This window comes from Streptomyces sp. SAS_270 (genome assembly GCF_052543295.1).
This window is the reverse complement of record NZ_JBMNDS010000007.1, coordinates 141,450-166,426: the sequence shown is the minus strand read 5'-3', so window position 1 is coordinate 166,426 and position 24,977 is coordinate 141,450. Positions and strand designations below refer to the sequence as shown.

Below are 24,977 nucleotides of genomic sequence, written 5' to 3'. Positions count from 1 at the left end.
TTCCTTAGGATGCCGGGCATAGCTCACGGGGCTTCTGATTCTGCTGGCGGGACCATCCCCCCATGTCAACGGGTCCTGCTCGAAGGGGAATTCTGTGTTTTCTTCGTTCTCTGCGTTGTCCGCGCGCAGGCGGTTGGCCGCCCGCCTCGCCGCCGCGACGTTGGCGTCCGGGCTCGTGACCGCCGGTGCACTGGCCACCGCGGGCACAGCCGTCGCCGACGAGACGCCGCAGAACCTGGGCGGCGCGACCGCGACCATAGGCGGTCTGAAGACGTACGGCGCTGCCGTGATCCATGACGGCGGCGCGGACCAGCAGGTCTCGGCGGGGCTGTTCGAGATGTCCGTCGACAACGGCGGCACGCTGCAGACCTACTGCATCGACATCCACAACCCGACGCAGAAGGACGCCAAGTACCAGGAGACCCCCTGGAGCGGCACGTCGCTGAACGGCAACGCGGACGCGGGCAAGATCCGCTGGATCCTGCAGAACTCCTATCCGCAGGTGAACGACCTCGCCGCGCTGGCCCGGAAAGCGGGCGCGAGCGGACTCACCGAGCAGGACGCGGCAGCCGGCACCCAGGTCGCCATCTGGCGGTACTCGGACGGCGCCGACGTCGACGCGGTGAGCCCACAGGCGGAGAAGCTCGCGGACTATCTGCAGAAGAGCGCGCGGAGTCTCGCCGAGCCCAAGGCCTCACTGACCCTCGACCCGCCCGCGGTCTCCGGTCACGCCGGCGGGAAGCTGGGCCCGGTCAGGGTTCGCACCAACGCGGACAGCGTGACGGTGACGCCGCCCGCGGATGCCATGGCCGACGGAGTGAAGATCGTCGACAGGAACGGCAAGGCGATCACCTCCGCCGTGAACGGCAGTGCCCTGTACTTCGACATACCGAAGGACAGCGCCGACGGTTCCGCCGCGCTGACCGTGCAGGCGTCGACGACCGTGCCGGTCGGCCGTGCCTTCGCCTCGGAGACCCGCAGCCAGACGCAGATCCTCGCGGGCTCCAGCGAGTCGACTGTCTCCGCGACGGCGACCGCCACCTGGGCCGACAAGGGCGCGATACCCGCGCTCTCGGCCGAGAAGAACTGCGCCAAGAACGGCGTGGACATCACGGCGGCCAATAAGGGCGACGCGGCGTTCACCTTCGAGCTGATGGGGATCGAGCACACCATCGAGGCCGGCAGGTCCCAGACGGTGACGATCCCGCTGCAGGAGGACCAGGCGTACGACTTCACGATCAAGGGGCCGGACGGGTTCGAGAAGCGGTTCAAGGGCGTACTGGACTGCCGGACGCAGGGCAGCGCGGGCGGCGACGCGACCCAGACCCTCAGCGAGCCGAGCCCGGCCACCGTGGGCGGCACCGCCACGGGCGACACCAACCTCGCCGAGACCGGCGGTTCCAGCGCGACGCCGATCATCGCGGGCGTAGCCATCGGCCTGGTCGTCCTCGGCGGCGCGGCAGTGCTCTTCGTCCGCACGAAGAAGGCGCCCACGCAGGACTGACACCCCCAGGACCGGCGTGTCAGGGATTCAGGCAGGAGTGACGGAACCGAGCAGCACCGCACCACTGCACCTTGGCAACTCAACAGTGAGCGACCGCAGGTGGCTCCGTGAGCACGCGGCCCCGGCCCGCCCCTCAGGGCGTCCGGGGCCGCGCTCCTCCCGAGACCGGTAACGCCCCGCTAGGAGCGGGCGCCTCGACCTCGCGCGATGGCGATCCCGGCCGCGATCAGACCGAGAACACCCACGACGAGGCCGGCGATGCCCAGGCCACGAGCCGTCGAGTCGCTGTCCGAATCGCTGCTCGCAGCATCGCTCTTGGCCGCCGGGCTGGAACCCGAGGCGGAGTCGGTGCCGGAGTCGGACGACGAGGCGGTACCCGAACCGGAGGACTCGTCAGAGGTGCCCCCTCCGTCCTCGGCGGAATCGGCGGACTTGGCGGTGAGCTTGAGAACCGGTGCCGGGTTCTCCGGCTCCTCCCCGCCCTTCGTCTCCTCCTCGATCCAGCGGGCGACCTTGCCGTCCGAGTAGGTCTGCAGCGTCTTGAACGTCAACTCATCGGCGTTGTCCGGGAGTTGACCGAAGGCGACGTTGAAGTCCTGGTACTCGCCGTGCCGGATCCGCCCGCCGGTCCAGGTGATCTCCGAGACGGCGTCGGTGATGGTGCCGTCGTCGGTCTTGACGGGGGTCTTGAGCTTCTTGGTCGTCACCTTCGCCGTCCAGCCCTCTTCGGGCGTGACGAGTACGCCGAGGACGGGGTGGTCCGTCGGCAGGAAGACCTGCACCTTCGTGGTGCTGGCGGTGTCCTCCTCGTTCGGGACGCGGAAGGTCAGGACGCCGTCCGTGGCGCCCTTGGCGTAGCTGCCGGGGTGGACCGTCACATGCGCGAAGGCCGCGCCTGCGGCGGCCAGGACGCCGGCCGTGGTGAGGGCGGCGACGAGACCGGCCCGGCGCAGGGTGGTGCGTGTCGGGGACATCAGGGGAACTCCGTACTGGTGTGAAGGCGGTCAGGGCGTGTACGGGATCCCTGCCGGCGGCCCCCTCCGGGAGACGGCGTGCCGCAGCAGCACCTGCTGGAACGGCCGCAGAGCGACCACACCTCGGCAGGCGCCACCCGGCACGAGGGGTTGGGGCGGCGCCGTCCGCACCCGCCACCAGGCCGCGAGCCCCGGCACGAGCACCGCTGCCCGCCGCAGCAGCGACCAGAGTGCGGCCTCGCCGCGCCGCAGCCACCAGGTCGCGAGGAGTGCGGCCGCCACATGACCGGCGGTGGCGTGGGCCACCAAGGCGTGCGGGTGTGCCATGTGTGCGCGCACCGCGTGTCCGTGAGACATATGCGCCTGCGCCATGGACGCCCCGTGCATGACCATGGGGGTGCGCATGCGCGACTCGGCGGCCTCGAAGGCGAGGTGCAGCCCGGCCTGGGCGGCCAGCATGCCGCAGCCGATGCCCATGAGCGAGCGTTCCCGGCCGCCCAGCAGGACACCGGCCGCGAAGACGGGAAGGAACCCGGCGGCGTCCACCCACAACGGCGGCGCCTGCCCCGACGCCAGAGCGTGGCCCCCGGCAGCCAGCAGCACACACAGCACGGCGAACACCGCCGCGCGCAGGCTCCGTACCGCCGGTGACGCACTCATGGAGCCCAGATACTCCCACGCGAAGCGAACAGCTGTCGCAACTTCCCCGGGAGCCGACAGGAACGGGCGGGGCCCCGTGCGTCTCTTCGGCCGACAGCCCGGGCCGCCCCAGCGCTCAGGCCGCGGCGGCGGGCCTCCAGTAGAAGCCGTACTGCCGCTGCAGGTGATGCAGATCCACCAGGTACCGCCGCAGCGTCACATGGTCGACCGGCGCGTCCTCGCACCAGGCGCGCAGCTTGTCGTTGACGGTGCGCTCCGGGTACTCGACGCCCGGCTCGAACGTCTGCTCGGCGATGTACCGGAGGACGACCAGCTTGCGCTGCCACCGGGCGGGCAGCCGCACAAGACGGCCCTCGCGCACGAAGGTCCGCAGGACCATTTCGGTCTGCTCGTCACCGTAGCCGTAGCCCTCCGGGCCATGTGCACCCTTCGCGCCCTCCCTGCGCTCCGCGTTCTCCGCAGCCCCCGCGGTCTCCGCCGAAGGCTGCGCGGCATTATTCCGGGCCAGCTCGCGCAGGTGCCCATACGCGACGGCCAGTCTCCCGTCGGCCTCCACCGTGACGACCTGCCGGTCCTGGAGCTTCCGCAGGGCCTCCGCTGCCTCCCTCGGGGACAGCCCGGAGTGCTCGGCGACCTTCTCCGGCGTGTCGGCGCCGAGGGCCACGGCGGCGAAAGCCAGAACCCTGCGCTCCTCGGCGAACAGACGGATCAATGGGTCGGTTGCCATGGTTCGGAGGCTAGTTGAGGTACCTCGTGGTCCGAAGCGAATTTGCCGGGGTTCGAAGGGCCGTGCGAACGAAGGGCCTGTTCGGAACGGGTGATCCCCCGAGGAAGTCCGTGACCAGTGGTGAGCGGGCGCGTTGAAGGGGAGTGCGGTCGCGTTCGAGCAGCCGCACTCACCGAATCAAAGGAGAACGTGATGTCTCGCATCGCGAAGGCGGCCGGTGTCGCGCTCGGCACGGGTGCCGTGGTGCTCAGCGGGGCCGGCCTGGCCCTGGCGGACGCGGGTGCTCAGGGCGAGGCCGTCGGCTCGCCCGGCGTCCTGTCGGGCAATGTCATCCAGGTCCCGATCCACATCCCGGTCAACGTGTGCGGGAACACCGTCAGCGTCATCGGCCTGCTCAACCCGGCCTTCGGCAACACCTGTGTCAACGACGGCGGCCACAAGCCCAGCCACCCGGGCCACCCCGGTCACCCCGGCCCCTCGGGCTACGGTTACGGCAACTGATTCGTCGTAAGCGCGGAAAGGCCCCCGGCGGTTCCACCGCCGGGGGCCTCGCACTACCCGCCCTTCCCGTTCCGCCCGCCCGTCCCGGGCCATGGCGCGCGCTACGCGTAACGGTAGATCCGGCCGACGTCCTCCATCTGGTCCGGCGTCACGTTCCACGGCGGCATTCCCTCGTGCCGGGCGACGATCCGCTCGTACTGCGAACTGCCGGGGCCCGGCGGATTCGCGGGGAGGTAGCGGGCGCCCCCGTGGCGACGCTGCCACAGCGACCACTGGAGGTCGATGAAGGCGTGGTGCAGCCAGAAGACGGGATCGTTGACCGAGGCGCCGCCGAGCATGTGCCCGCCCACCCAGCGGTGGACGCGGTTGTGGTTGCCCCACGCACCGCTGCCGCTCCCCCGGCCCCATCCTTCGAGGCGGTTGCGGAAGCCCTTCGTGGAGGTGGAGTCCCACGGCGAGGTGTCGTAGACGGCATCGTCCAGGGCCCGTGACAGCTCGGTACGGGTGGGCAGTTCGAGCGGATCCTGGGGGTGACCGAAGTCCCGGGTGAGGAACTTGACGTCGGTCACGCCCTCCTTGATCGTCCACTTCCCGTTGCCGTAGGCGAAGGGGCCGGTCATGACCCGGTGGTCGGAGCGCCGCCCGTTGCCGCCGAGCAGGTCCTTGGTCCAGGGCGCGGAGGAGGGCGTGCGGTTCCGCGTCCAGTCCCAGTACGGCACGCTCACGCCGGAGTCCACGCGCCGCAGTGCCCGCTCCAGCTCCAGCAGGAACTTGCGGTGCCAGGGCAGGAAGGACGGCGCCATGTGGGCGGCGCGCAGTCCGCCGTCGCCGTCGGCGACGTAGTAGTCGATGTGCGTCCGCACGAACTCGTCGTACTCGCCACGGCGTTTGATCTCCAGCATCGCGCCCACGAACCGCCGCCGCTCCGCGACGGTGAGGGTACTGACGTCCTTACGCGTGTACGCCACGGTGCCCCCCGTCCCTGGAACGACCACCCTCGTCCCCGCTCGGGCCCATGGCGCGCAGGTGCTCCGCGGGCCCGAGTTCGTCGACGGCGGCCCGGGCGGCGGCGAGCGGTGTCGGGTACGACTGGTAGTGGTCCACCATGCTCAGGTACGTGCCGTCCGCGCGGCGCATCAGGTGCAGTGGCCGCCCGTCCACGGTGACCTGCCACTCCCCCGCGTCATAGCTTGCCCGGCCCGTGCCCGCCCAGGTCCCGCGGATCAGGCGGCCGCGATAGGTCTCCTCGAAGGTGTCCGTCGTGTCAGGCGGGTCGGCCACGATGTCGTCGGCGACCGGGGGGCGCGAGGCCGCGACGACCGGGATCGCGGCCGCGGCGACGACCAGGGCCACCATTCCGCGCATCACATACCGGCGGCTTCTGTCCTCGGGGTCGACCGGACGTTCGGACCCCACGGGACTCTGCTGACCTACGTGGCCCACCGGACCCACCGGGCTTACTGCACCCACCGGATTCGCCGAACCCGCCGACGTACTCACCGACACTCTGCTGACGAACAATGTTCTCTCCTCGTCGTGTTCAGTAACGGTGACCGCCCGGGAGCCGGGCAGCGGACCCTGCGACGGCACGGCCCGCAGGACGTCAGGCCCGGTGGGCCGGGGACTACGCGCCTCCCGCGAGCCCCAGGTTCGCGGCCGGCACCGTCTGCAGCACGGGGCCGAGGACGGCGGCCTGCGGGAGCTTCAGGTCGGGGAGGCCGAAGTTGTCGGGGTTCGGCGGGGTCAGCGGGGTGTCCAGGGACAGCCCGGGGGTCAGCGTGCGGAGGTCGGACGCGGGGGCGCCGACCTCGACATGGTCGGAGCCGTCGCCGAGGACGTGCGGCAGCGGCGCCCGCAGTCCCGCGCCGGGCAGCCCGCCGCTGAGCGGCAGCTGCGGCACGACCCCCTGCGGGATCAGGCGCCCTTCGACGTACTGCGGCCCCTCGGGCTTGCCCGGCACAAGCAGCGGCAGCTCTCCGCCGACCTTGGGCAGCTGCACGTTGAGGGACTTCTCCACACCGTCCAGCGGTACGGGAACGGGGACCGAGCCCGCCGCGACGGCGGGGGTCGCGGCGGCACCTGCCGCGGCCGCCACGCAGGTGATGACGGCGGCGAGGGTTCCTCGGGTGGTCGGCTTCATCTCAGGTACGGTCCCTTTCGGAATTCATGGGGGCTCTGCGTGCGTACCGAGTAACGATCCTGAGAACGGCATCAGTTCAAGATTCCCCCGAGTGATGCAGTAGTAGGACCGGTGGAGATGCCGTACGCCACCAGGCCCAGCTTCGGGCCGGGGAACCCGAGGGCCGAGGCCTGGTCGCTCCTCGTGGGTGCCGCCGGGGCGACCGGCTCAGGCCGTGGCCCGGACCATCAGCCGCGCAGGCTGCGTGCCGGCAGCAGGACGTGGGCGGCGCTGGTCAGGGTTTCCTCGTCGCCGGCGAAGGCGGTCAGGCTCTCCGGGGCGACGGGCCGGCCGGGCACGGCGTCGGGCCAGGCGCGGGTGGCGAACAGGAAGTAGGCGTAGCCGCGTTCGCCGACGGCGGCGAGCCACTCCGGCGGCACGATGCACTGGGCGTTGAGGTGCGGCATGTTGACGACGGCCTGGCCCGCCTCGACGAGGAGGGTGAGCGGCAGGCTCGGGTGCCGGGAGCCGTCGACGAGCTTGTCGCCGACGGGCAGCCCGTTGTCGCGCAGCAACTGCGTGACGGCTTCCGAAGAGCCTTCCGGGCCGTTCTCGCCGTCACCTAGGGAGTAGGCGAGGAGGTAGGGCATGTCGCCGTCAGGGGCTTCGCCGCTGAACGCCATCACGGCGAGCGTGCCGAGATCGCCGGCTCGAAGAGGGCGCGTTTCGCTTGAGGTTGAGGTCACCGCAAAACCCTATCGACGCGACTGAATACGCCCGGCCGCTTTCTCACCCGACCGGGCGATATCCGACGGGGTGACCACACGAACGAGGGACGGATATCGAACAGCGCCACATGGCACGAAGGGCCGATTCCGCGGATGCGGAACCGACCCTTTCGGCGTGCGAACGGCGCCACTTGTCCGGGCGAATCCGGGAAGGACGTCAGCGGTTGACGCAGGTGTTCCCGAACGCCGGGTTCAGGGCGCCGATGACGTCGACGGTGTTGCCGCAGACGTTGACCGGAACGTCCACCGGAACCTGGACGACATTGCCGGAGGCGACACCCGGGGACTTGACCGCGGCACCCTCGGCACTGGCGCCGCCACCGTCACTGTGGGCGAAGGCGCTGCCCGAGGCGGCACCCGCGGCCATTCCGGCGGCGGCGAAAATCAGAGCGGCCTTCTTGGCAGTGTTCATCGTCAGCCCTTTCCTCGGGAATTTTCCCCAGCCTATGGACGGCTCGGCGAGGCATTCCGCAAGGACACGCGAGGAAAAATCGGATCAGCCTTGGAGCGGGAGTCCGCCGAGGAGCTGAGAGGGGCTGGCGGCCGAGTTCAGTGCGGTCGTCGCGCCGTTCACGGTGTTGAGCGCCGAGTCCTTGTTCTCGGTGTCGAGCGCGTCCGACTGGTGCTGCAGGGGCATCACGTCCTGCAGGTTGAGCGAGCGCTGGCTGGTGATCGTCTCCAGGGCGCCGTTGAGGCTGGTGGGCGTGACATCGGCGGCCTCCACGGCAAAGGCCGGGGCGGCGACACCAGCGATGACCACGGATCCGGCAACGACAGCGGCAGCCTTCAGGGACTTCATCGTGTTCCTTTCTTCGGCAACTCACGTCACCAGAGGGATTTTTCACTGTGCAGACATCTTGAAATGCCTGGTCTCTCACTGCGTCCTGGCTAACGAGCCCCGAGCGTGACGGAAACCCCGTGTGCAGAAAATTACTGCAACCCACCCGAATGAACGGCGTGTCGCATTCTCATATAAAACAGCCGTCGTGCCGACCGGGAAGGTCGGCACGACGGCGGAATACCGCGAAACCCGTGGCTCAGGAAGGCAGCAGCCCCGAAGTCGGGAGGCCGGAGGTCGGCAGCGCACCCGTCGGCAGCGCGGGCAGTGCGGGCAGCCCGGGCAGGTTCGGCACGGGCAGGCCGCCGCCGAGCACCACGGCCACGACGACGTTGACGAGGCCCGTCACCACGGCGGTGGCCGCGGGCACCAACTGCGTGGGGTCGCCGGAGGTGACGGCCTTGAGCAGCGTGTCGACCGACTTCTGCAGAGCCGCGAGCGCGTCGCCCTTGAGGTCCGCCGGCGCGGCGGCTCGCGGCGCCTTGCCGTCCTCGCTCGCGGCGTCGCGCTCCGCGCTCTTGAGCCCGGGCAGGGCGGGCAGCGCGGGAGCAGCCGGCAGCGTCGGCGTGGCCGGGAGGGCCGAGGTGGTGGGGGTCGTGGACGTGGTCGACGTGCCGGGAGTCTGCGGGAGCGCGACCGGCGGCGTTACCGGCACCGCCGCGGTGACCTTGGCGATCGCATCCTTCACCGCCTGACCCAGTTGGGTCGCCTGGTCGGCGGAGAGCTGTCCGTTGTCCGCCTTGAGGGCGGCGTTGAGCAGGTCGGTGACCGGGGTCAGCACGGCGCCGATGTTTCCCAGCGACTGCACCTGAGCCAGGAGCCCGTCCGCGCCGGGGACGGGCGCCGCCGCATGAGTGCGGGCGCGCGTCGAGTCACTGTCCGCGGCCATGGCGGCTGGTCCGGCGATGCCGAGCAGGAGCGAGGCACAGAGAGCGGAGGACGCGAGGCGCCGTACGGGCAGAACACGCATGGATGTTCCCTTCGATGATTGCATCGGATCTTGTGCTCACCGTGAAAGCGGTCATCGCCGCCTGCAACCGATCGACTGCTCCGCGTAGCGATCCGGCGCCCCTATCACTCGCGTCGTCGCTGGTGAGGAGCCATGCCGGGACATGGAACCCGCTTCCACCATTCAGGGCAACGCGGGCCGGCCGCCCTCCCCGAGGGGAGGACGGCCGGCAGAAGGGTCCGCGCTGACGTCAGTCGTTGACGCAGGTGTTGCCGAACGCGGGGTTCAGCAGACCGATCACGTTGACGGTGTTGCCGCAGACGTTGACCGGGACGTGGATCGGAACCTGCAGGACGTTGCCCGACAGGACGCCCGGGGAGTGGGCGGCGACGCCGTGTGCGTCGCTGTCGGCGGCGGCGATGCCGGCGGTGCCCGCCACGGCGGCTGCGGCAACGGAGGTCAGGGCCAGGCCCTTCGCGATACGCGACATGGAGAAGTGCTCCTTGGATTGGTCACAAACATCCGGGCGGGGATGCCCGGCGCTGAATCAACGCGCGGCGCGCGCTGGGGTTGTGCCTCCGTTTGAGTGATGTCGGAAAAGGCAGGCTTCACCATTCCGACACACTTGCAGGGTTTCACCGACGAATACCGATAGCGGCTAGAGTTGCCCTCCTCCTGAGGCCGCTTGGAAACAGGCGTAAAGACGTGGGAGCTCAACGCGGCACAAATGTGATTAACACATTGATGTCAATCCGCTGGTCCAGAACCTTTTCCCACCGAAAGGGCAACGCCGGTCATGCGTATTTCCCCGGGTCTCCTGCTGCGCCGTGTGACGGTGGGCTGCTCCGCTCTGGCCACCCTCTGGGCGCCGGGCTGCGCCGTGGCGGCCGCTGCGCCCTCCCCGCCCGCCGCACAGGCGGACAGCCTCGCGTTCACGCAGCGGTACGCCGCACTGCAGCACGGCGGGATCGTCCGGGCGGCCAACGCGTCGATCAGCTGCCGTACGCCTCTCGCGCCCGTAGGGACACCCGCCCCCGACCCGGACGCCTCCGATGCGGCCGTCGCCCGTACATACCTCGCGGAGACAGCGGAGACAGCCGAGGCGACCGACACGACCGCCACCCGTGCAGCCGCGCCCTCGTGTTCTACCGCGCGCGAGGGCAGGGCTGCCGCGAACAACGACTTCGACATGTTCTACGTCGACGTCGACGACGACCCGAACACCTACAACTCCAGCCGTGCGGAGGTGCGTCTACCGGAAGGGGCGCACGTCACGTACGCACGGCTGTACTGGGGCGGCAATCTCCGGGTGGGTGAGCAGAAGCCGCCGAAGGACAACGGGCGGGTGCTCATCGCGGAGCCCGGCGGCCAGTACAAGGCCGTGCTCGCGGACACTGTCGTCGGGCACCGGGTGGCCCGTGGCGCGGACGCGTTCCAGGCCTCGGCGGACGTCACCAAGCTGGTGCGGAGCAGTGAATCGGGCCTCTACACGGTCGCGCAGGTCAATGTGGCGATGGGCAGGTCGGCCCCCGGGGCCTGGGGCGGCTGGACGCTGATGGTGGCGTACGAGAAGGAGTCGGAGCCGCTGCGGCGGCTGGCGATGTGGGACGGCTTCGACACGCTCGGTCCGGGCGAGGACCAGGTGATCCGGCTGCGCGCACTGCCGTTCCCGAAGGGGGCCCGCGGACGTGCCGGACTGGTCGCGTACGACGGCGACCGCGGACAGAGCGGCGACTCCCTGACGGTGTCGACCGGCGAGCGCGGCCCCACGACCACCCTGGGCGACACGGCCAACCCCCTTGACGACGTACTGAATTCGACGATCAGCGAGCCGGGCCCGGCGGCGATGGCGCGGGTGCCCGCCTACGCGAACACGCTCGGCTACGACTCCGACGTCCTCGACCTGGACAAGGCGCTGCGCCGCGGCGGGGACGGGCTGGTCTTCCGGCTCTCCTCGCGGCGGGACGCCGCCTGGGTCGGGGCGCTGTTCGCCGCCGTCGACGCGAAGCAGTGACGGGCGCCCGCCGGCGCCGGCCCTTAGCCGAGGAACCGCGCATGCAACAGTCCCCGACCGACGCTTCGTCGCGGGTCCTGCACATCACCCAGCCGGTCGACGGCGGTGTCGCCCGGGTCGTCACCGACCTGGTGAAGGCACAGCTCGCCGCCGGAATCCACGTCACCGTCGCCTGCCCGGACGACAGCCGCCTCGCGGACACGCTCCGGGCGCTCGGCGGCGACGTACTGCACTGGTCGGCCGCCCGTTCGCCCGGACCGCTGCTGCCTCAGGAGGTACGGCGGCTCGCGCGCGTGGTCGCCGCGGCGCGGCCGGACGTGCTGCACGCGCACAGCGCGAAGGCCGGGCTCGCCGCCCGGCTCGCCGTGCGCGGGCGCATTCCGACCGTGTTCCAGCCGCACGCCTGGTCGTTCGAGGCGGTCGGCGGGAGCGTGGCCGCGCTCGCGCTGAGGTGGGAGCGGTGGGGGGCGCGTTGGGCCTCCCGGGTGGTGTGCGTGAGCGAGGCCGAGCGCGGGACCGGGCAGCGGGCCGGGGTCGCCGCCCGGTGGAGTGTCATCCCCAACGGGGTCGACCTGGAGCGCTTCCACCCCGCGGCCGTGGACACCGTACGGGCCGGGATTCCGCTGCTCGCGGGAGCGGGTGTGGATCCGGCGGCTCCGCTTGTCGTCTGCGTGGGGCGGCTGTGCCGACAGAAGGGGCAGGACGTCCTGCTGGAGGCGTGGGGCGAAGTGGTCCGGCGGGTGCCCGGGGCCAGGCTGGTGCTGGTCGGGGACGGGCCGGACGCCCCGCTGCTGCGGGCCCTCGCGCCCGCCGGTTCGGTTCTGTTCGCCGGGTCCGCCGAAGACGCCGTTCCCTGGTACCAGGCCGCCGATCTCGTGGTCCTGCCGTCCCGTTGGGAGGGCATGGCGCTGGCCCCGCTGGAGGCCATGGCCTGCGGGCGGCCGGTGGTGATGACCGACGTGGACGGCGCCTCGGAGAGTCTGCCGACGGCGCTCGCCCCGCGCTGCCTGGTGCCGCCACGGGATCCGGAGTCGCTGGCCCGGGCGATCGCGGACCTGCTGTCCGAACCGCTGCTGCGCGAGTCGCTCGGCCACCAGGGCCGCCGTCACGTCCTGGCCACCCACGACGTCCGGCACATGGCGGACGCGGTGGCGGGCGTGTACCGCGAGCTGCTCGACGCGAAGCGCGCCGAAAGCGTGCGGCGTACCGGGCGGGGGCGGCATGCCGAGACCGCGAAGTCCGTGGAGCACGCCGGGGGCGCAGGGCGCGCCCCCGGCGTGGAACACACCGAGTGCAGGGAGTCCATCCACACGTGACTGCGGAAAGCACCGTTCCCTCCCCGGGCGGACAGCCCCGGGAGTACGGATTCTCGCCCGTCTCGGTCATGCCTGCGCGCGCAACCGCAGACGGCTTCGGATTCCCCGCCGGCCGGCGGCCCTCCGTGCGGCGTGCCTCGCGGCTGCCGCTGCTCGCCGTGGACGGGAGCGCCGCGCTGCTCACCGGCCTCGCGCTCGCGCAGGTCCAGCGGCACCCGCCGCTCGTCGTCGCGCTGCTGTTCGGCGTGGTCTGTCTGAACGCGCACGCCTCGCTGTACCGCAGCGAGGTGGTGCCCGCGATGCTGGACGAACTGCCCGCGCTCTGCACGCGGATCGCGGTGACCTGGTGCACCCTCGCGGCACTCGTCGCGGCACTCGCCCCGGCCGCCGTGCTGTCCGCCCGCACCCTCGCCGTGGGCTGCGTGCTGCAGTCCGCGGTGAGCTGCGCGGGCCGCGGCACCGTGCACTGGCGGCGCCGCCGAGCCCTCGCCCTGCGCCCCGACACCGCGCTGGTGATCGGCCCCGCCCCGACGGCACAGCGCGTGGCCGCGGCCTTCCTGCGCCATCCGCAGTGCGGCGTACGGCCCGTGGGCATCGTCGCCGACCAGTCGGCCGGGGGTGAGGGACTGCCGGTCCTGACCACCGGCGAGGAAGTCCAGCGGGCCCTGATCCAGAACACCGTGCGGGCCGTGCTCGTCGTGCAGCCGCCCGGTGAACGGGCCCCGCTGCTGCGGGCGTTGGCGGGGGCGGGCTGTGTGCTGTGGGAGATCGACCCGGAGTCGCCGTCGTACGGCACGAGACCTTCGTACGACCGGCGCGGCGGGCAGCTCGCCGCGTTCTCCTGCCGCCGGATCGGGGTCGCCGAGCCGCGCGGCAGCCTCGCCAAGCGGCTGCTGGACGTGGCCGTCTCCGGGACGCTGCTGCTGATGGTCAGTCCGGTGCTGCTGCTGTGCGCGGTGGTGCTGCGGCTGAGCGACGGGCCCGGTGTGGTGTTCCGGCAGGAGCGGATCGGCAAGGACGGGCGGCCCTTCACGCTGCTGAAGTTCCGCACGCACCGCCCGGTCGACGCGCACGAGGCGGCGACCCGGTGGAGCGTGGCCAACGAGCAGGAGATGAGCCGCTTCTGCCAGTTCCTGCGGCGTACGTCGCTGGACGAGCTGCTCCAGCTGTGGAACGTGCTGTGGGGCGACATGAGCCTGGTCGGGCCGCGCCCCGAACGGCCTTATTTCGTCGGCAAGTTCAGTCAGACATACCCCGGTTACGCGGCCCGCCACCGGATGCAGAGCGGCATCACCGGGCTGGCCCAGATCCAGGGGCTGCGCGGTGACACCTCGATCGAGGACCGCTGCCGGTTCGACAACGCGTACATCGACAACTGGTCGCTGTGGCAGGACATCTGCATCCTGCTGCGCACGGTCGCCGCGCTCGTGCGTCCGACGGGGAGCTGAGCCGATGAGCCAAGTCCTGCCGCTCACCTCGCCGTTGGGCACCCTGGTCGGCGCGCTGCGACGCGCGCTGCCGGTGCTGCCCGTCGTCGCGGTGATCGCCATGCTCGGTCTGCCCATCGCTCCGGACGGCGAGGGCGGCGCGACCGTCGCCGACGCCGTCTCCGGGCTCGTGGTGGTGTGCTGCGCGGTCCGTCTCGTACGGGAGCGGCGGCGCCCCCTGACCCGTACCGCAGCGGTGGTCATGGGTATGCCCGTGGTCGGCATCGCGATCGCGGCCGTCGGGGCGGCAAGCCCCGGGGCGGGGATCACCGGCCTCGCCCGCTACCTCCAGATCTTCGTGCTGGTGCCGGGCGCCGTGCTGCTGCTGATCCGTGACCGGCGCGACTTCCGGCTGCTCACCTGGTCGTTCGTGGCCCTGGCGCTGTGGCAGGGGGCGGTCGGGGTGCACCAGTACGTCACCGGGACCGGTGCCTCCTACATGGGTGAGGACATCCGGGCCGTGGGCACGTTCGGGCCGACGGATGTCATGGGGATGGCGACCGTCGTCGCGTTCGGGCTGGTGTGCGCGCTCGCGCTGGCGCTCGGTGCGCTCGGGCCGGTCGCGGCGAGGCAGCGGACCGCCGCGGTGACGTGCTCGCTGCTGCTTCTGCCGCCGCTCGCGCTGTCGTTCAGCCGCGGCGCGTGGATCGCCACGGCCGTGGCGTGCTGCGCGCAGCTGGTGCTGGCGGGGCTGCGGCGGGCGGCGAAGGCGGGGGCGGCCGTGGCCGCCGCGGCCGTGATCCTCGTGGGCGGGCTCGGTGTCGGCACGGCGATGCTCCAGGAGCGGATCGACAGCATCAGCCAAGTCGCGGACGCGCCCGACCAGTCGGTGGTCGACCGGTACACGATGTGGGCCGCGGCCGTCGACATGTGGCGCGACCATCCGCTGACCGGCGTCGGGCTGAAGGCCTTCCCCGACCAGCGCGACGGGCACGCGTCACTGGCCCTCTCCTCCGGCAGCGACATCGGCGGCGCGGGTGCCGCCTACCGCAAGCAGCCGCTGCTCTCCCCGCACAACATGTACCTGCTGGTGCTGAGCGAGCAGGGGTTGATCGGACTGCTCGCCCTCGCGGGGAGCTGGCTGGCCCTGCTGGTGTGCGGGCTGCGGGGGCTGATGCGGGTGCGCCGCGGCTCTTCGGGGGTGCCGAGGTGGCCCGGAACGTCGCCGGAGGCCGCGGGTGCGGCGCACGGTGGGCTCGACTGTGCGCTCGTCGCCTGCGGGCTGTTCGTCTGGCAGCTGATCGACTTCGCGTACGCGGACATCGGCGGGCCCTCGACGGTGCTGACCGCCGTGTGCTTCGGCCTGGTGGCCTGGTGGGCACTGGCGGACCCGGCCTCCGTGGCCTCACCGGGCTCCACTCCGTCCGGGGAGGCCACGGCCCGATGACGGTGACGCCACCTCGCGTGGCCTACGGCGCGACGGCCGACGGGGGTTCGGTGGTGCCGGGCGACCGGGCCGTGCCGGGCGGCCCGGTGGCCGAGGGCCAGGCGTCGGCCGGCTCGGCACCCGGCGGCTCCCCGGCCGACAGCCCGGCGCCCCGAACCGCGGTGGCGGACCCACCGACCGCCAACGGGCCCACCACCCATGGCACGTTGGCGATGCCCGACCGCTCGACGCCCGGCGGCCCGGTGGCCAACCGCAGGGCATCCGGCGGCCCGGCGGCCAAAAGCACGCCGACCGGCACCGCCCCTCCCTCCAGCCGATTCCTCGCCAAGGCCGCCCTGGTCACCGTCGCGCTCTCCATTGCCGGCGCGCTGCTCGGACTCGGGCGTGACCAGGCGCTGGCGCATCTCTTCGGGGCGGGGTCCGAGACGGACGCGTTCCTGGTGGCGTGGACGGTGCCGGAGTTCGCGGCGACGCTGCTGATCGAGGACGGTCTCGCCTTCGTGCTCGTGCCGGCGTTCAGCATGGCCGTGGCCCGGCGCGCACGAGGGGCCGCGGGCGACCCGGTGCGCGCCCTCGTCGCGACGACGCTGCCCCGGCTGTCGCTCGCCTTCCTGGCCTTCGCCGCGCTGTTGATCGCCGGGGCACCGTACCTGGTCGAGGCGCTCGCGCCAGGCCTGCCCGACCCCCAACTCGCCGTGGACTGCACCAGGTTGACGGCGACCTGCGTGCTGAGCTTCGGGCTCGCCGGGTACTGCAGCGCGGCGCTGCGTGCGCACCGGCGGTTCGTGGCGCCCGCGGCGATCTACGTGGCGTACAACATCGGCATCATCACGGCGATGTTCGTCCTCGGCGGCCACTGGGGCGTGCGGTCGGCGGCGCTCGGGGTCGCGGTGGGCGGTGCGCTCATGATGGCGGCACAAGTTCCGTCGCTGTGGCGGCAGTTGAGGCGCCCGGACGGCAGCACGGCGCCGGTGGAGGCGGCGGACCAGCGCCCGATGGACCTCACGCTCATCGCCACGGTCCTGCTCTTCGCACTCACCCGCCAGTCCCAGGTCCTCGTCGAACGTTTCCTCGCCTCCTCCCTCCCCTCCGGGGCCATCTCGCATCTGAACTATGCGCAGAAGGTCGCCCAGATGCCGATGGTGCTCTCGCTGATGCTGTGCACCGTCACCTTCCCGGTGGTGGCGCAGGCGGTCGCCGAGGGCGACACCGAGCGCGCCCGCGACCGCGTGGAGCGCGATCTGACGCTGGTCTCCTGCACGGTGCTGCTCGGTGCGGCGGTGGTCGTCGCGTGTGCGCCCCAGATGATCCAACTGCTGTTCCAGCGGGGCGCGTTCACGGCCCAGGACACCGCTGCGACCGCGGCCGTCATGCGGGTGTACGCGCTCGGGCTGCTGGGCCACACCCTGGTGGGCGCCCTCGCACGCTCGTACTTCTCGGGAGGGCGGCCCACCTGGTACCCGCTGTTCGCGATGGCCGCCGGGATCATCGTGACGTCCTGGCTCGGCGCGTGGACCGTCGGCTCCTGGGGGGTGTGCGGGATCGCCGCGGCCAACGCCGCCGGGATCACGCTCAGCGCCCTGCTCCTGCTGCGCGGCATGGGCCCGCGCAGCATCCCGATCCGTACGCGCCGGGTGGTCGCCGAGATCGGCAAACCGGTGCGGGCGGCGGTGGTCGCCGCCGCCGTGGGGGCGTTCTGCGCGAGCCGCGTGGACTCCCCCGTGCTCGGCCTCGTCGTCGGCGGCACGCTCGTGACCGTCGTGTTCGCCCTGTTGGCCTGGGCCCTGCGGGTCCAGGGCTTCGCACCCGCCGTCCGTTCCGTCGCAGGAAGGCTGCCGCATGTCCGTTTCCGCTGACAGCGCCACGGCGCGCACCGCACGCCCCACCCACACCCACAGACGCCCCGGCACACTCCCGTGGGTGGCGATGTACCACTCCGTGGGCGACTGCTCCGACGACCCCTACCGCATCACGGTCTCGCCCGACCGCCTCGACCAGCAGCTGGGCTGGCTGCGCCGCCGGGGTCTGCGCGGCGTCGGCATGACCGAGCTGCTCGCGGCGCGCGCCCGCGGTGCGGGCCAGGACCTGGTGGGTCTGACCTTCGACGACGGGTACGCCGATTTCGTGACGGCCGCTCTTCCGGTGCTGCGCCGCTGGGAGTGCGGCGCCACCCTGTTCGTGCTGCCGGGCAGGCTGGGCGGCGAGAACGCCTGGGATCCGCTGGGTCCGCGCAAGCCGCTTCTCGACAAGCAGGGCATCCGGCTGGCGGCCGCGACGGAGGGCATCGAGGTCGGCTCGCACGGGCTGACGCATGTGGACCTGACGGAGGCGGACGACACCGTTCTGCACGCCGAGGTCGCTGAGAGCAGAGCAGTGCTCTCGAAGTTGATCGGCGCTCGCATCAACGGCTTCTGCTACCCGTACGGCACCCTCGACCAGCGGATCGTCGACGCCGTACGGGACGCCGGATACACGTACGCCTGCGCGATCGACCCCGGCGCGCTGACCGGCCCGCACGCCCTCCCCCGCGTCCACATCGGCGAGAACGACACCGCCGTACGCCTGCTGCTCAAGCAACGTCTGCACCGCCTGCGCCGCCGCCCCGTCGAGGGGATCTGACGTGAAGGCCCTGCACATCATCACCGGCCTCGGTGTGGGCGGCGCCGAACAGCAACTGCGGCTGCTGCTGCGCCACCTGCCCGTCGACTGCGACGTGGTGACGCTCACCAACCCGGGCGCGGTCGCCGCCGGTCTCGCCGACGACGGTGTCCGCGTCTTCGACCTCGGCATGACCGGCAACCGCGACCTCTCCGCCCTCCCCCGCCTGGTGAAGCTGATCCGCGCGGGCCACTACGACCTCGTGCACACCCACCTCTACCGGGCCTGCGTGTACGGCCGGATCGCCGCCCGGCTGGCGGGAGTTCGCGCCGTCGTCGCCACCGAGCACTCGCTCGGCGACTCGCAGATGGAGGGGCGCGCGCTGAGCAGGGGAGTCCGCGCGCTCTACCTCGCCAGCGAGCGCCTGGGCCGGTCGACCGTCGCCGTCTCGCCCACGGTCGCCGACCGGCTGCGCCGCTGGGGCGTGCCCGCGCCGCGCATCGAGATCGTGCCCAACGGCATCGACGTGGCCCGCTTCCGCTTCGACCCGATGCTGCGCGAGCGCACCCGGCGGCGGCTCGGGCTGCCGGAGGGCGCATACGTCGTCGGCGGCGTCGGCCGGCTGGCGGCGGGCAAACGCTTCGACACCCTGATCCGTGCACTGGCCGAACTGCCCGGTGACGTATGGCTGTTGCTGGTCGGCGGCGGCGCCGAGGAGAGCGTCCTGCGGCGTACGGCGCACGAGGCGGGGGTCGCGGACCGGGTGCTGTTCACCGGCGAGCGCCCCGCCGACGGCTCCCCCGGCGCCGATCTGCCGTCGCTGATAACGGCCATGGACGTCGTCGCCTCGCCCTCCGCCGAGGAGGCCTTCGGCCTCGCGGTCGTGGAGGCGATGGCCGCCGGACTGCCTGTGCTCTACGTCTCCTGCCCGGCGGTCGAGGACCTGCCGCCGAGCGCCGCCCCCCGCACCCTCCGCGTCCAGGGCGGCGCGGACTCGTTCACCCGCGCCCTCCTGAAGGTCCGCGCCGAGGGCCCCGGCTCCCGCGCCGTACCGGACGCCGCCCGCCACTACAGCATCACCCGCAGCGCCGCACAGCTCATGGACGTGTACGCGGCCGCGGCCTCCCGCTCTTCTCTGTCAGCTCTGGGAGTGAGTTCCTCATGACCGAAAGCCCCACCCGCCAGCACGGTCCGGCCCGACCGGCAGGAGGACCCCTCGCCCGCGCGAAGGCCCTGCCGCCCTGGACCCTGCTCGCCGCCGGCGCCGTCCTCGGTGGCCTGCTCGGCGGCTCGTACGGTGTGCTGAAGCCCCCGCAGTACACGGCCACCAGCTACGTCATCGCCGTACCGACCACGAAGTCGGACACGGCGTCGGCGCTCGGCTTCGCCCAGGCGTACGGGCGGGTGGCCACCCAGCTCGCGGTGCTCGGGGACGCGCAGGTCTGGGCCGGCGTGCCGGTGAAGACGCTCCAGCGCAGCGTGCAGACCGCGACCTCCCCGGACGCTCCGATGGTCGCCGTCTCCGCCACCTCCTCGCGCCCCGACGTCGCCGCCGACATGGCCAACGCCGTCTCCCGCGCGCTGACCCGGCACGCCCAGGACAGCCAGGACAGCACGCACGTCGAACTCGTCTCCTTCTCCCGTGCCGTCAAGCCCACCGAGGCGTCCTCGGCGCCGCCGACCGTGACGGGCCTGGTGGGCGCGAGTGCGGGCGGGCTGCTCGGCGGACTGGTGCTCCTGGTCCGCCCGCGTCGCACAGCGGAGTCCGCCCGCGCGGCGTCCGTGCCGGGCCCGGCGATGGCCGCCGACGTCCACGGGCAGCTGTGAGCGGCACACTGCGCGCCGAACTCTGCACGGACGAACGGGAGTTCGCCGAACTGGCCGCACCCTGGGGCCGGCTGTACCGCCGGTGCGGTGCGGCCACGCCGTTCCAGAGCCACGCCTGGCTGCACTCCTGGTGGCTCTCCTACGGCGCTCCCGGCCGGCTTCGCCTGGTGCTCGTCCGCGACAGCGACGGCGAACTCCGCGCGGCCGCCCCCCTCATGCGGGTACGCCGCCCGCTGCCCGCGCTCGTCCCGCTCGGCGGGGCCATCTCCGACTACGCGGACGTACTCCTCGACGACGAGGACGACGAGCGTGCCGACCGGGCCGCGACGACCCTCGCCGAGGGCCTCGCCGCGGCCGCCCGCACCGCGCTGATCGACTTCCGCGAGGTGCGGCCCGGTGGGGCGGCGGAGCGGATCTACGAGCGCTGGCGCGGGCCCCGCCGCCGGGTGCGCGACTCGCTCTGCCTGGAGTTGCCCGCCACCTCCATGGACGAACTGGTGGGCAGGCTCCCGTCGGCCAAGGCCCAGCGGGTGCGCGCCAAGCTGCGCAAGCTCAGCGCGCTCGGGGTCGAGCAGCGCGTCGTAGGCCATGACGAGGTGGACGCGGCGCTGCGGCGGCTGCTGGAACTGCACCAACTGCAGTGGCAGGGCCGCAAGGTCACCTCCGAGCACCTTCAGGACCGGTTCTGCGAGCACCTGGTCCGCTCGGTGGGCCCGATGGTGCGCTCCGGCGACGCGGTGGTCACCGAGTTCCGGCTCGACGACACCGTGATGGCCGTGGACCTCACGCTGCTGTCGCGGCGTCTGGCGGGCGGCTATCTGTACGGTGCCCATCCGCAGTTGCGCGAGCGGAAGGCGGACGTCGCGGTGATGCTGCTGGACGCCTGCGCCCGGCACACCGAGGCGGGCGGCCGTGGCGCGCTGAGCCTGCTGCGCGGCGACGAGCCGTACAAGCACCATTGGCGCCCGGAGCCCGTCGTCAACCAGCGGCTGCTGCTGGCCCGGCGGCGTACGGCGCCGCTGATGTCGGCGGTCGTCTGCGATGTCGTCGCCCGTAACCGGGGCAAGGAACTCCTGCGCAGTTGGAGGGAACGGGAACGCGGTGGCGCCGGACCGTGAACGGCCCGCCGCCACCGCGCTCAGCCGGCCGTCACCGGTTGCGCGACCACCAGTCGAACCGCAGGCACAGCTTCCCGCCGAGCCAGTACTCGACCCAGTCGCCCAGCTCGATGGGCGAACAACTGGGCGGCCGCACCGGTGTGGTGGGCGAGGGCACCGGAGTGGTCGGGACCGGGGTCGTGGGAACCGGCGTCGTCGGGACCGGTGTCGTCGGCGCGGGCGTGGGGTCGAGTCGGCCGGAGAGCATCGAGCGGTAGACCTGGGACGCCCTGGGGTTGTCCTCGCACTGCCAGACGCCGTGCGGGCAGTAGTCGGTGAGCGTGTTGTACAGCGGCTTCTGCTCGTCCATCCACGCGAGCATGCGCTTCATGTACGTCTCGTTGTCTCCGTTGCGAAAGAGGCCCCATTCAGGATAGGAAATGGGCTTGCCGTGGGATTTGGCGAAGTCCACCTGCGCCTGAAGGCCGTAAGGCTCCTTCACCTGTTCGTCGAATGAAAGCCCGCTCGGCTGGTCGTACGAATCCATGCCGACGATGTCGACCGTGGCATCCCCCGGATAACACTGCGTCCAGGGAACGGCGTCCTGACCGCGGTTCGGAGCGAAGTCGAACCGGAATTTCTGGCCCGGCACCGAACGCATGGTGGTGACGATTCTGTTCCAGTACTTCTTCCAGGCCTCCGGGTCCGGCCCGCACCGATGGGTGTACGTGTTGCCGTTCATTTCCCAGCCGAGCACGATGACGGTGTCCGGCACCTTCAGCTCGACGAGCCGCTCGGCGAGCGCCTTGAAGTGGTGGTCGAACTCACCGGCCGCCGCCCGGCCCAGCAGCGCGCGGACCTCCCAGTCGGAGACGCCCTCCTCGTTGCGCTCCATCATCGGCACGTTGAGGACGAGCATCCGGTCGTCCCGCTCGCGCCGCCAGTCCGCCCAGACGTCGAGGAAGCCGTGCGCGCCCTCGATATTGCTCCAGCGGTCGCCCGGCAGATACGTGTGGCCCACGCGCAGATCGCTGCCGCCCAGCCAGTCGCTCAGCTCGGCGATCCGGGCCACACCGCGGGCGCCGTAGTCGAGGTAGGCGCCGAAGGCGGGCACGTAGGCGGCCGGTTTCGGCTCCTCGGTGCTCGGCGCGGGCGGCGTGGTCGTCGGCCTCGGGGTCAGCGGCGGCGTTGCGGTCGGCGGCGTCGGTGCCACCACGGGGGCGGCCGGAGAGGGTGCCGGCGGTGCCACCGACGTGGGCGTCGGCGCCGGAGGATCGGCGACGCGCACCACCTCGGCGCCCATGGCGTATCCCGGCGCCGACGTCAGGACGAGCGTCGCGACGACCGCCGCCGCGACGCACACCGGCCGCCGGGACCGGGGCCGTTGCTGCTGTGGGGCCATGCCTGCTCCTCTCTCCACTCCGGACCGATTCTTCTCCGCGTTTCCGGTCACGCTTTTCCACCTACTGACACTCAGTCATACGAATGCGGAATCCGCCAACCGAGGCTCCGGCCTTTGAGTGTTCCGATCACCCGCACGGGTGACCGAGCCGAAGGAAATTGTCCGTGCCGTTTCTCGACACCCGCGTCCCCGCCGTGCTTGTGCGGATCGACCGGAACCCCTTTCACCACGGAACGCTGGGAGCCGTACGCTCACTCGGCCGAGCGGGCGTGGAGGTGCATGTCGTCGCCGATTCCGCGGGAAGTCCCGTACGGCGATCCCGATTTGTCTCCGAGATGCATCCCCCGCCGCGACCCAATGCATCCGCACCGGAAATCGCCGGTGTGCTGCGCCGGGTGGCCGCGCGCGTGTCCCGTCCCGCCGTGCTGATCCCCATGGACGACGCCAGTGCCGTCGCGGTGGGCCGAATGCGCGACGAACTGACGCCCGGTTACCTGCTGCCGCAGCAGCCCGGCGCCCTCGCCGAACGCGTCGCCGACAAGGCGCAACTCGCCGCCCTGTGCGAGCACGTCGGCATCCCGCACCCGGTGACGCTGGTGCCGGAGAGCCCGGCGCAGGCGGCCGCGGCCGCATGGCGGCTGGGCCTGCCGGTGGTCGCGAAATGGAGCCGCCCGTGGCTGGTGCCGGCCGGATCGGGGCTGCGCAGCACGGTGGTCGTGAACTCGGCGCAGGAGGCCCAGGCGCTGTACCTGCGCTCGGCGGAGGCGGGCAGCCGGCTGCTGCTGCAGGCGTTCCTGCCGCCGGGGCCTGACCTCGACTGGTTCTTCCACGGGTACGCCGACCGGTCCGGGACGGTGCGCGGCGGCGGTCCTGGACGCAAGCAGCGGGCCTGGCCGCGCACCGCCGGGCTGACCGCGGTCGGCCGCTGGACCCCCAACCCGCAGGTGCAGGCGCTCGCCGAGCGGCTCACCGGGGCGCTGGGCTACCGAGGCATCCTGGACCTGGACTTCCGCCGGGACAGCGCGACGGGCCGCTACCACCTGCTCGACTTCAACCCCCGGCCGGGCGCGCAGTTCCGGCTCTTCGCCGACGCCTGCGACGTCGACGTCGTACGCGCCCAGCACCTCGACCTGACCCACCGTCCGCTGCCGGCACCGGCGCCCTTGCCGGGCCGGGCCTTCGTGGTGGAGAACTACGCCCCGCTCAGCGCGCTGCGCTGCCGCCCCGGCAAGCGCGAACTGGCCTGGTACGCCCGCGACGACCGCGCGCCCGGCTTCGCGATGTGGGCGCTGTGGTGCCGCCATGTGGCACTGCGCCTGCTGGACCGCCTGCGCCGTTCCGCGCCCGCCCCGGCGAGCGTGCGGATCGGGCGGCAGGCGGGCCCCCCGAGTTCCGTGACCGACAACGAGAAAGCGAGCCGTTGCTGATGTACGACCTGCTGGTGGTGGGAGCCGGCCCCTACGGCCTGTCCATCGCGTCCCATGCCGCCGCGGCCGGCCTGAGGCTGCGCGTCATGGGGCGCCCCATGGCGTCCTGGCGCGACCACATGCCCCGCGGCATGTTCCTGAAGTCGGAGCCCTGGGCGTCGAACCTCTCGGACCCCGAACGCCTGCGGCGCCTCGACGTGTACTGCGCGGAGCAGGGCGTCGACGCCCGGCACGGCGAGCCGATCCCGGTCGAGATGTTCGCCGCGTACGGGCTGTGGTTCGCCCGCCACGCCGTACCGGCGGTGGACGAGCGCACGGTGACGCGCGTTCAGCCCTGCCTCGGGGGCTTCGAGGCGGTCACCGAGGACGGCGAGGTGCTGCGCGCCAGGACTGTCGCGCTGGCCGTCGGGGTCATGCCCTTCGTCGAGGTGCCCGCCGCCCTGCGCGACCTCGGCCCCTCGCACGTCTCGCACAGCAGCCACCACGGCGACCTCACCCGCTTCCGGGGCAAGGACGTCACGGTGGTCGGCGGCGGCCAGGCCGCGCTGGAGACGGCGGCACTCCTCGCCGAACAGGGCACCCACGTCCGGGTGCTGGCCCGCGCCGGGCAGCTGAACTGGAACGACCTGCCCCCCGCCTGGGAGCGCCCCTGGTGGGAGTCGGCCCGCGCCCCGCACAGCGGTCTGGGCTGCGGCTGGCGCAACTGGTTCTACGCCGAGCGCCCCGGCCTCTTCCACCGCCTCCCCGAACCCACCCGCACCCGGATCGCGGCCACCGCCCTCGGCCCGGCGGGCGCCTGGTGGGTGCGCGACCGGGTGGAACCGTCCGTCGAGGTGCTGCTCGGACACGAGATCGCGGCGGCCTACGCCTCGGGCGGCGGCGTACGGCTGGAGGCGGTGAACCGGGGCGGCGGACTGACGTCGCTGGAGACCGAACACGTCATCGCGGCCACGGGGTTCAGGCCGAGCTGCGAACGGCTCGGGCTGCTCGCCGAGGAACTGCGCAGGGGGCTCGTGGCGGAGGCCGACGGTTCGCCGCGGGTGGGCCGGGGGTTCGAGTCCTCGTGGCCCGGGCTGTTCATGGCGGGCCTGGTGACGGCGTCCGGCTTCGGCCCGGCCATGCGATTCGTGCACGGAGCCTCGTTCACGGCGGGAACGCTCGTGCGGGGCGTACGACGGCGGCTGCACGCGAGCCCGGCGAGCGGGCGGATTCCGGCGCCCGGGAACGGGAAGGGGCGCGATCGCGCGGCGCTGGACACGGCGCGCCGCTGACGAGGGCTTGGGTGCCGGACGCCGGCGTCCGGCACCCTGAGCGGTGCCTCTGCTTACTGAACTGCTTCGTCACTGCTCACGGCACTGCTTG

General features: G+C 72.2%; 25 protein-coding genes. 13 read left to right on the top strand and 12 right to left on the bottom strand.

Features of this window, described 5'->3' with window-relative positions:
* The first annotated feature begins 94 nt into the window (after nucleotides 1-94).
* Nucleotides 95-1,504 carry a Cys-Gln thioester bond-forming surface protein gene (locus ACN6LB_RS07495; protein WP_445025083.1) on the top strand — a complete coding sequence of 470 codons (1,410 nt, stop codon included), beginning with the start codon at nucleotides 95-97 and terminating at the stop codon, nucleotides 1,502-1,504.
* A 179-nt stretch (nucleotides 1,505-1,683) separates the two neighbouring features.
* On the opposite strand, the gene ACN6LB_RS07490 is transcribed toward ACN6LB_RS07495, so the two are convergent.
* The 3 genes from ACN6LB_RS07490 to ACN6LB_RS07480 form a co-directional block, all read right to left on the bottom strand.
* Nucleotides 1,684-2,478, bottom strand: coding sequence for a YcnI family protein (locus ACN6LB_RS07490; RefSeq protein ID WP_445025082.1), 795 nt, complete (start codon nucleotides 2,476-2,478; stop codon nucleotides 1,684-1,686).
* 30 nt (nucleotides 2,479-2,508) lie between these two features.
* The gene (locus ACN6LB_RS07485) at nucleotides 2,509-3,138 is read right to left on the bottom strand and encodes a hypothetical protein (RefSeq protein ID WP_445025081.1); all 630 of its coding nucleotides are present in this window, start codon (nucleotides 3,136-3,138) and stop codon (nucleotides 2,509-2,511) included.
* A gap of 115 nt (nucleotides 3,139-3,253) precedes the next feature.
* Nucleotides 3,254-3,865, bottom strand: a complete 612-nt coding sequence (locus tag ACN6LB_RS07480) for a DUF2087 domain-containing protein (protein ID WP_445025080.1) — start codon at nucleotides 3,863-3,865, stop codon at nucleotides 3,254-3,256.
* 192 nt (nucleotides 3,866-4,057) lie between these two features.
* Here ACN6LB_RS07480 and ACN6LB_RS07475 point away from each other — a divergent pair, with 192 nt between their 5' ends.
* Nucleotides 4,058-4,366, top strand: a complete 309-nt coding sequence (locus tag ACN6LB_RS07475) for a chaplin (RefSeq protein ID WP_356133065.1) — start codon at nucleotides 4,058-4,060, stop codon at nucleotides 4,364-4,366.
* 101 nt (nucleotides 4,367-4,467) lie between these two features.
* Here ACN6LB_RS07475 and ACN6LB_RS07470 read toward each other — a convergent pair whose 3' ends face one another.
* From ACN6LB_RS07470 to ACN6LB_RS07435, 8 genes are all read right to left on the bottom strand, one after another.
* Complete coding sequence (locus ACN6LB_RS07470) at nucleotides 4,468-5,334, bottom strand: tyrosinase family protein (RefSeq protein WP_445025079.1); 867 nt, start codon at nucleotides 5,332-5,334, stop codon at nucleotides 4,468-4,470.
* Nucleotides 5,318-5,782, bottom strand: coding sequence for a tyrosinase cofactor (locus tag ACN6LB_RS07465; protein ID WP_445025078.1), 465 nt, complete (start codon nucleotides 5,780-5,782; stop codon nucleotides 5,318-5,320). Before ACN6LB_RS07465 ends, ACN6LB_RS07470 begins: the two co-directional genes overlap by 17 nt.
* Before the next feature lie 208 nt (nucleotides 5,783-5,990).
* Nucleotides 5,991-6,506 (bottom strand): hypothetical protein, encoded by a 516-nt coding sequence (locus tag ACN6LB_RS07460; RefSeq protein WP_356133060.1) that lies wholly within the window; start codon nucleotides 6,504-6,506, stop codon nucleotides 5,991-5,993.
* Nucleotides 6,507-6,733: 227 nt separating this feature from the next.
* Nucleotides 6,734-7,231 carry a DUF5949 family protein gene (locus ACN6LB_RS07455; protein WP_356133058.1) on the bottom strand — a complete coding sequence of 166 codons (498 nt, stop codon included), beginning with the start codon at nucleotides 7,229-7,231 and terminating at the stop codon, nucleotides 6,734-6,736.
* 199 nt (nucleotides 7,232-7,430) lie between these two features.
* Nucleotides 7,431-7,685 (bottom strand): chaplin, encoded by a 255-nt coding sequence (locus ACN6LB_RS07450; RefSeq protein WP_445025077.1) that lies wholly within the window; start codon nucleotides 7,683-7,685, stop codon nucleotides 7,431-7,433.
* Nucleotides 7,686-7,769: 84 nt separating this feature from the next.
* Entirely contained in the window at nucleotides 7,770-8,072 is a 303-nt protein-coding gene (locus ACN6LB_RS07445) for a hypothetical protein (RefSeq protein ID WP_356133052.1), read from the bottom strand.
* A 238-nt stretch (nucleotides 8,073-8,310) separates the two neighbouring features.
* Entirely contained in the window at nucleotides 8,311-9,081 is a 771-nt protein-coding gene (locus ACN6LB_RS07440) for a hypothetical protein (RefSeq protein WP_445025076.1), read from the bottom strand.
* Between the two features lie 229 nt (nucleotides 9,082-9,310).
* Nucleotides 9,311-9,550 (bottom strand): chaplin, encoded by a 240-nt coding sequence (locus ACN6LB_RS07435; RefSeq protein ID WP_356133048.1) that lies wholly within the window; start codon nucleotides 9,548-9,550, stop codon nucleotides 9,311-9,313.
* Between the two features lie 306 nt (nucleotides 9,551-9,856).
* On the opposite strand from ACN6LB_RS07435, the gene ACN6LB_RS07430 reads away from it, so the two are divergent.
* The 9 genes from ACN6LB_RS07430 to ACN6LB_RS07390 are packed head-to-tail and all read left to right on the top strand — an operon-like array spanning nucleotide 9,857 to nucleotide 20,807.
* Nucleotides 9,857-11,074: a DUF3344 domain-containing protein gene (locus ACN6LB_RS07430; RefSeq protein ID WP_445025075.1), complete on the top strand. Its 1,218-nt coding sequence runs from the start codon at nucleotides 9,857-9,859 to the stop codon at nucleotides 11,072-11,074.
* A gap of 41 nt (nucleotides 11,075-11,115) precedes the next feature.
* Nucleotides 11,116-12,390 carry a glycosyltransferase family 4 protein gene (locus tag ACN6LB_RS07425; RefSeq protein WP_445025074.1) on the top strand — a complete coding sequence of 425 codons (1,275 nt, stop codon included), beginning with the start codon at nucleotides 11,116-11,118 and terminating at the stop codon, nucleotides 12,388-12,390.
* Nucleotides 12,387-13,838, top strand: coding sequence for a sugar transferase (locus tag ACN6LB_RS07420; RefSeq protein WP_445025073.1), 1,452 nt, complete (start codon nucleotides 12,387-12,389; stop codon nucleotides 13,836-13,838). Before ACN6LB_RS07425 ends, ACN6LB_RS07420 begins: the two co-directional genes overlap by 4 nt.
* Nucleotides 13,839-13,842: 4 nt before the next feature.
* Nucleotides 13,843-15,264 carry an O-antigen ligase family protein gene (locus ACN6LB_RS07415; RefSeq protein ID WP_445025072.1) on the top strand — a complete coding sequence of 474 codons (1,422 nt, stop codon included), beginning with the start codon at nucleotides 13,843-13,845 and terminating at the stop codon, nucleotides 15,262-15,264.
* Complete coding sequence (murJ, locus tag ACN6LB_RS07410; protein WP_445025071.1) at nucleotides 15,261-17,120, top strand: lipid II flippase MurJ; 1,860 nt, start codon at nucleotides 15,261-15,263, stop codon at nucleotides 17,118-17,120. Before ACN6LB_RS07415 ends, murJ begins: the two co-directional genes overlap by 4 nt.
* Complete coding sequence (locus ACN6LB_RS07405) at nucleotides 17,104-17,883, top strand: polysaccharide deacetylase family protein (RefSeq protein WP_445025070.1); 780 nt, start codon at nucleotides 17,104-17,106, stop codon at nucleotides 17,881-17,883. The genes murJ and ACN6LB_RS07405 overlap by 17 nt, the downstream gene beginning before the upstream one ends.
* Before the next feature lies 1 nt (nucleotide 17,884).
* Entirely contained in the window at nucleotides 17,885-19,027 is a 1,143-nt protein-coding gene (locus tag ACN6LB_RS07400) for a glycosyltransferase (protein WP_445025069.1), read from the top strand.
* Entirely contained in the window at nucleotides 19,024-19,689 is a 666-nt protein-coding gene (locus ACN6LB_RS07395; protein ID WP_445025068.1) for a lipopolysaccharide biosynthesis protein, read from the top strand. Before ACN6LB_RS07400 ends, ACN6LB_RS07395 begins: the two co-directional genes overlap by 4 nt.
* Entirely contained in the window at nucleotides 19,686-20,807 is a 1,122-nt protein-coding gene (locus tag ACN6LB_RS07390) for a GNAT family N-acetyltransferase (RefSeq protein ID WP_356133034.1), read from the top strand. Before ACN6LB_RS07395 ends, ACN6LB_RS07390 begins: the two co-directional genes overlap by 4 nt.
* 31 nt (nucleotides 20,808-20,838) lie before the next feature.
* Here ACN6LB_RS07390 and ACN6LB_RS07385 read toward each other — a convergent pair whose 3' ends face one another.
* Nucleotides 20,839-22,188: a glycoside hydrolase family 26 protein gene (locus ACN6LB_RS07385; protein WP_445025067.1), complete on the bottom strand. Its 1,350-nt coding sequence runs from the start codon at nucleotides 22,186-22,188 to the stop codon at nucleotides 20,839-20,841.
* A 164-nt stretch (nucleotides 22,189-22,352) separates the two neighbouring features.
* Here ACN6LB_RS07385 and ACN6LB_RS07380 point away from each other — a divergent pair, with 164 nt between their 5' ends.
* Together ACN6LB_RS07380 and ACN6LB_RS07375 are read left to right on the top strand one after the other, a co-directional pair.
* Complete coding sequence (locus ACN6LB_RS07380) at nucleotides 22,353-23,615, top strand: carboxylate--amine ligase (protein WP_445025066.1); 1,263 nt, start codon at nucleotides 22,353-22,355, stop codon at nucleotides 23,613-23,615.
* A complete protein-coding gene (locus ACN6LB_RS07375; protein WP_445025104.1) occupies nucleotides 23,615-24,886 on the top strand; it encodes an NAD(P)-binding domain-containing protein in 1,272 nt (423 codons plus the stop codon). The genes ACN6LB_RS07380 and ACN6LB_RS07375 overlap by 1 nt, the downstream gene beginning before the upstream one ends.
* The last annotated feature ends 91 nt before the right edge of the window (nucleotides 24,887-24,977 follow it).

Excerpts from the sequence above, each read along its gene's own strand:
- ACN6LB_RS07490 (WP_445025082.1), bottom strand. The coding sequence starts at position 2,478 with ATGTCCCCGACACGCACCACCCTGCGCCGGGCCGGTCTCGTCGCCGCC.
- ACN6LB_RS07485 (WP_445025081.1), bottom strand. The coding sequence starts at position 3,138 with ATGAGTGCGTCACCGGCGGTACGGAGCCTGCGCGCGGCGGTGTTCGCC.
- ACN6LB_RS07480 (WP_445025080.1), bottom strand. The coding sequence starts at position 3,865 with ATGGCAACCGACCCATTGATCCGTCTGTTCGCCGAGGAGCGCAGGGTT.
- ACN6LB_RS07475 (WP_356133065.1), top strand. The coding sequence starts at position 4,058 with ATGTCTCGCATCGCGAAGGCGGCCGGTGTCGCGCTCGGCACGGGTGCC.
- ACN6LB_RS07460 (WP_356133060.1), bottom strand. The coding sequence starts at position 6,506 with ATGAAGCCGACCACCCGAGGAACCCTCGCCGCCGTCATCACCTGCGTG.
- ACN6LB_RS07450 (WP_445025077.1), bottom strand. The coding sequence starts at position 7,685 with ATGAACACTGCCAAGAAGGCCGCTCTGATTTTCGCCGCCGCCGGAATG.
- ACN6LB_RS07445 (WP_356133052.1), bottom strand. The coding sequence starts at position 8,072 with ATGAAGTCCCTGAAGGCTGCCGCTGTCGTTGCCGGATCCGTGGTCATC.
- ACN6LB_RS07440 (WP_445025076.1), bottom strand. The coding sequence starts at position 9,081 with ATGCGTGTTCTGCCCGTACGGCGCCTCGCGTCCTCCGCTCTCTGTGCC.
- ACN6LB_RS07435 (WP_356133048.1), bottom strand. The coding sequence starts at position 9,550 with ATGTCGCGTATCGCGAAGGGCCTGGCCCTGACCTCCGTTGCCGCAGCC.
- ACN6LB_RS07430 (WP_445025075.1), top strand. The coding sequence starts at position 9,857 with ATGCGTATTTCCCCGGGTCTCCTGCTGCGCCGTGTGACGGTGGGCTGC.
- ACN6LB_RS07425 (WP_445025074.1), top strand. The coding sequence starts at position 11,116 with ATGCAACAGTCCCCGACCGACGCTTCGTCGCGGGTCCTGCACATCACC.
- ACN6LB_RS07415 (WP_445025072.1), top strand. The coding sequence starts at position 13,843 with ATGAGCCAAGTCCTGCCGCTCACCTCGCCGTTGGGCACCCTGGTCGGC.
- murJ (WP_445025071.1), top strand. The coding sequence starts at position 15,261 with ATGACGGTGACGCCACCTCGCGTGGCCTACGGCGCGACGGCCGACGGG.
- ACN6LB_RS07405 (WP_445025070.1), top strand. The coding sequence starts at position 17,104 with ATGTCCGTTTCCGCTGACAGCGCCACGGCGCGCACCGCACGCCCCACC.
- ACN6LB_RS07395 (WP_445025068.1), top strand. The coding sequence starts at position 19,024 with ATGACCGAAAGCCCCACCCGCCAGCACGGTCCGGCCCGACCGGCAGGA.
- ACN6LB_RS07385 (WP_445025067.1), bottom strand. The coding sequence starts at position 22,188 with ATGGCCCCACAGCAGCAACGGCCCCGGTCCCGGCGGCCGGTGTGCGTC.
- ACN6LB_RS07375 (WP_445025104.1), top strand. The coding sequence starts at position 23,615 with ATGTACGACCTGCTGGTGGTGGGAGCCGGCCCCTACGGCCTGTCCATC.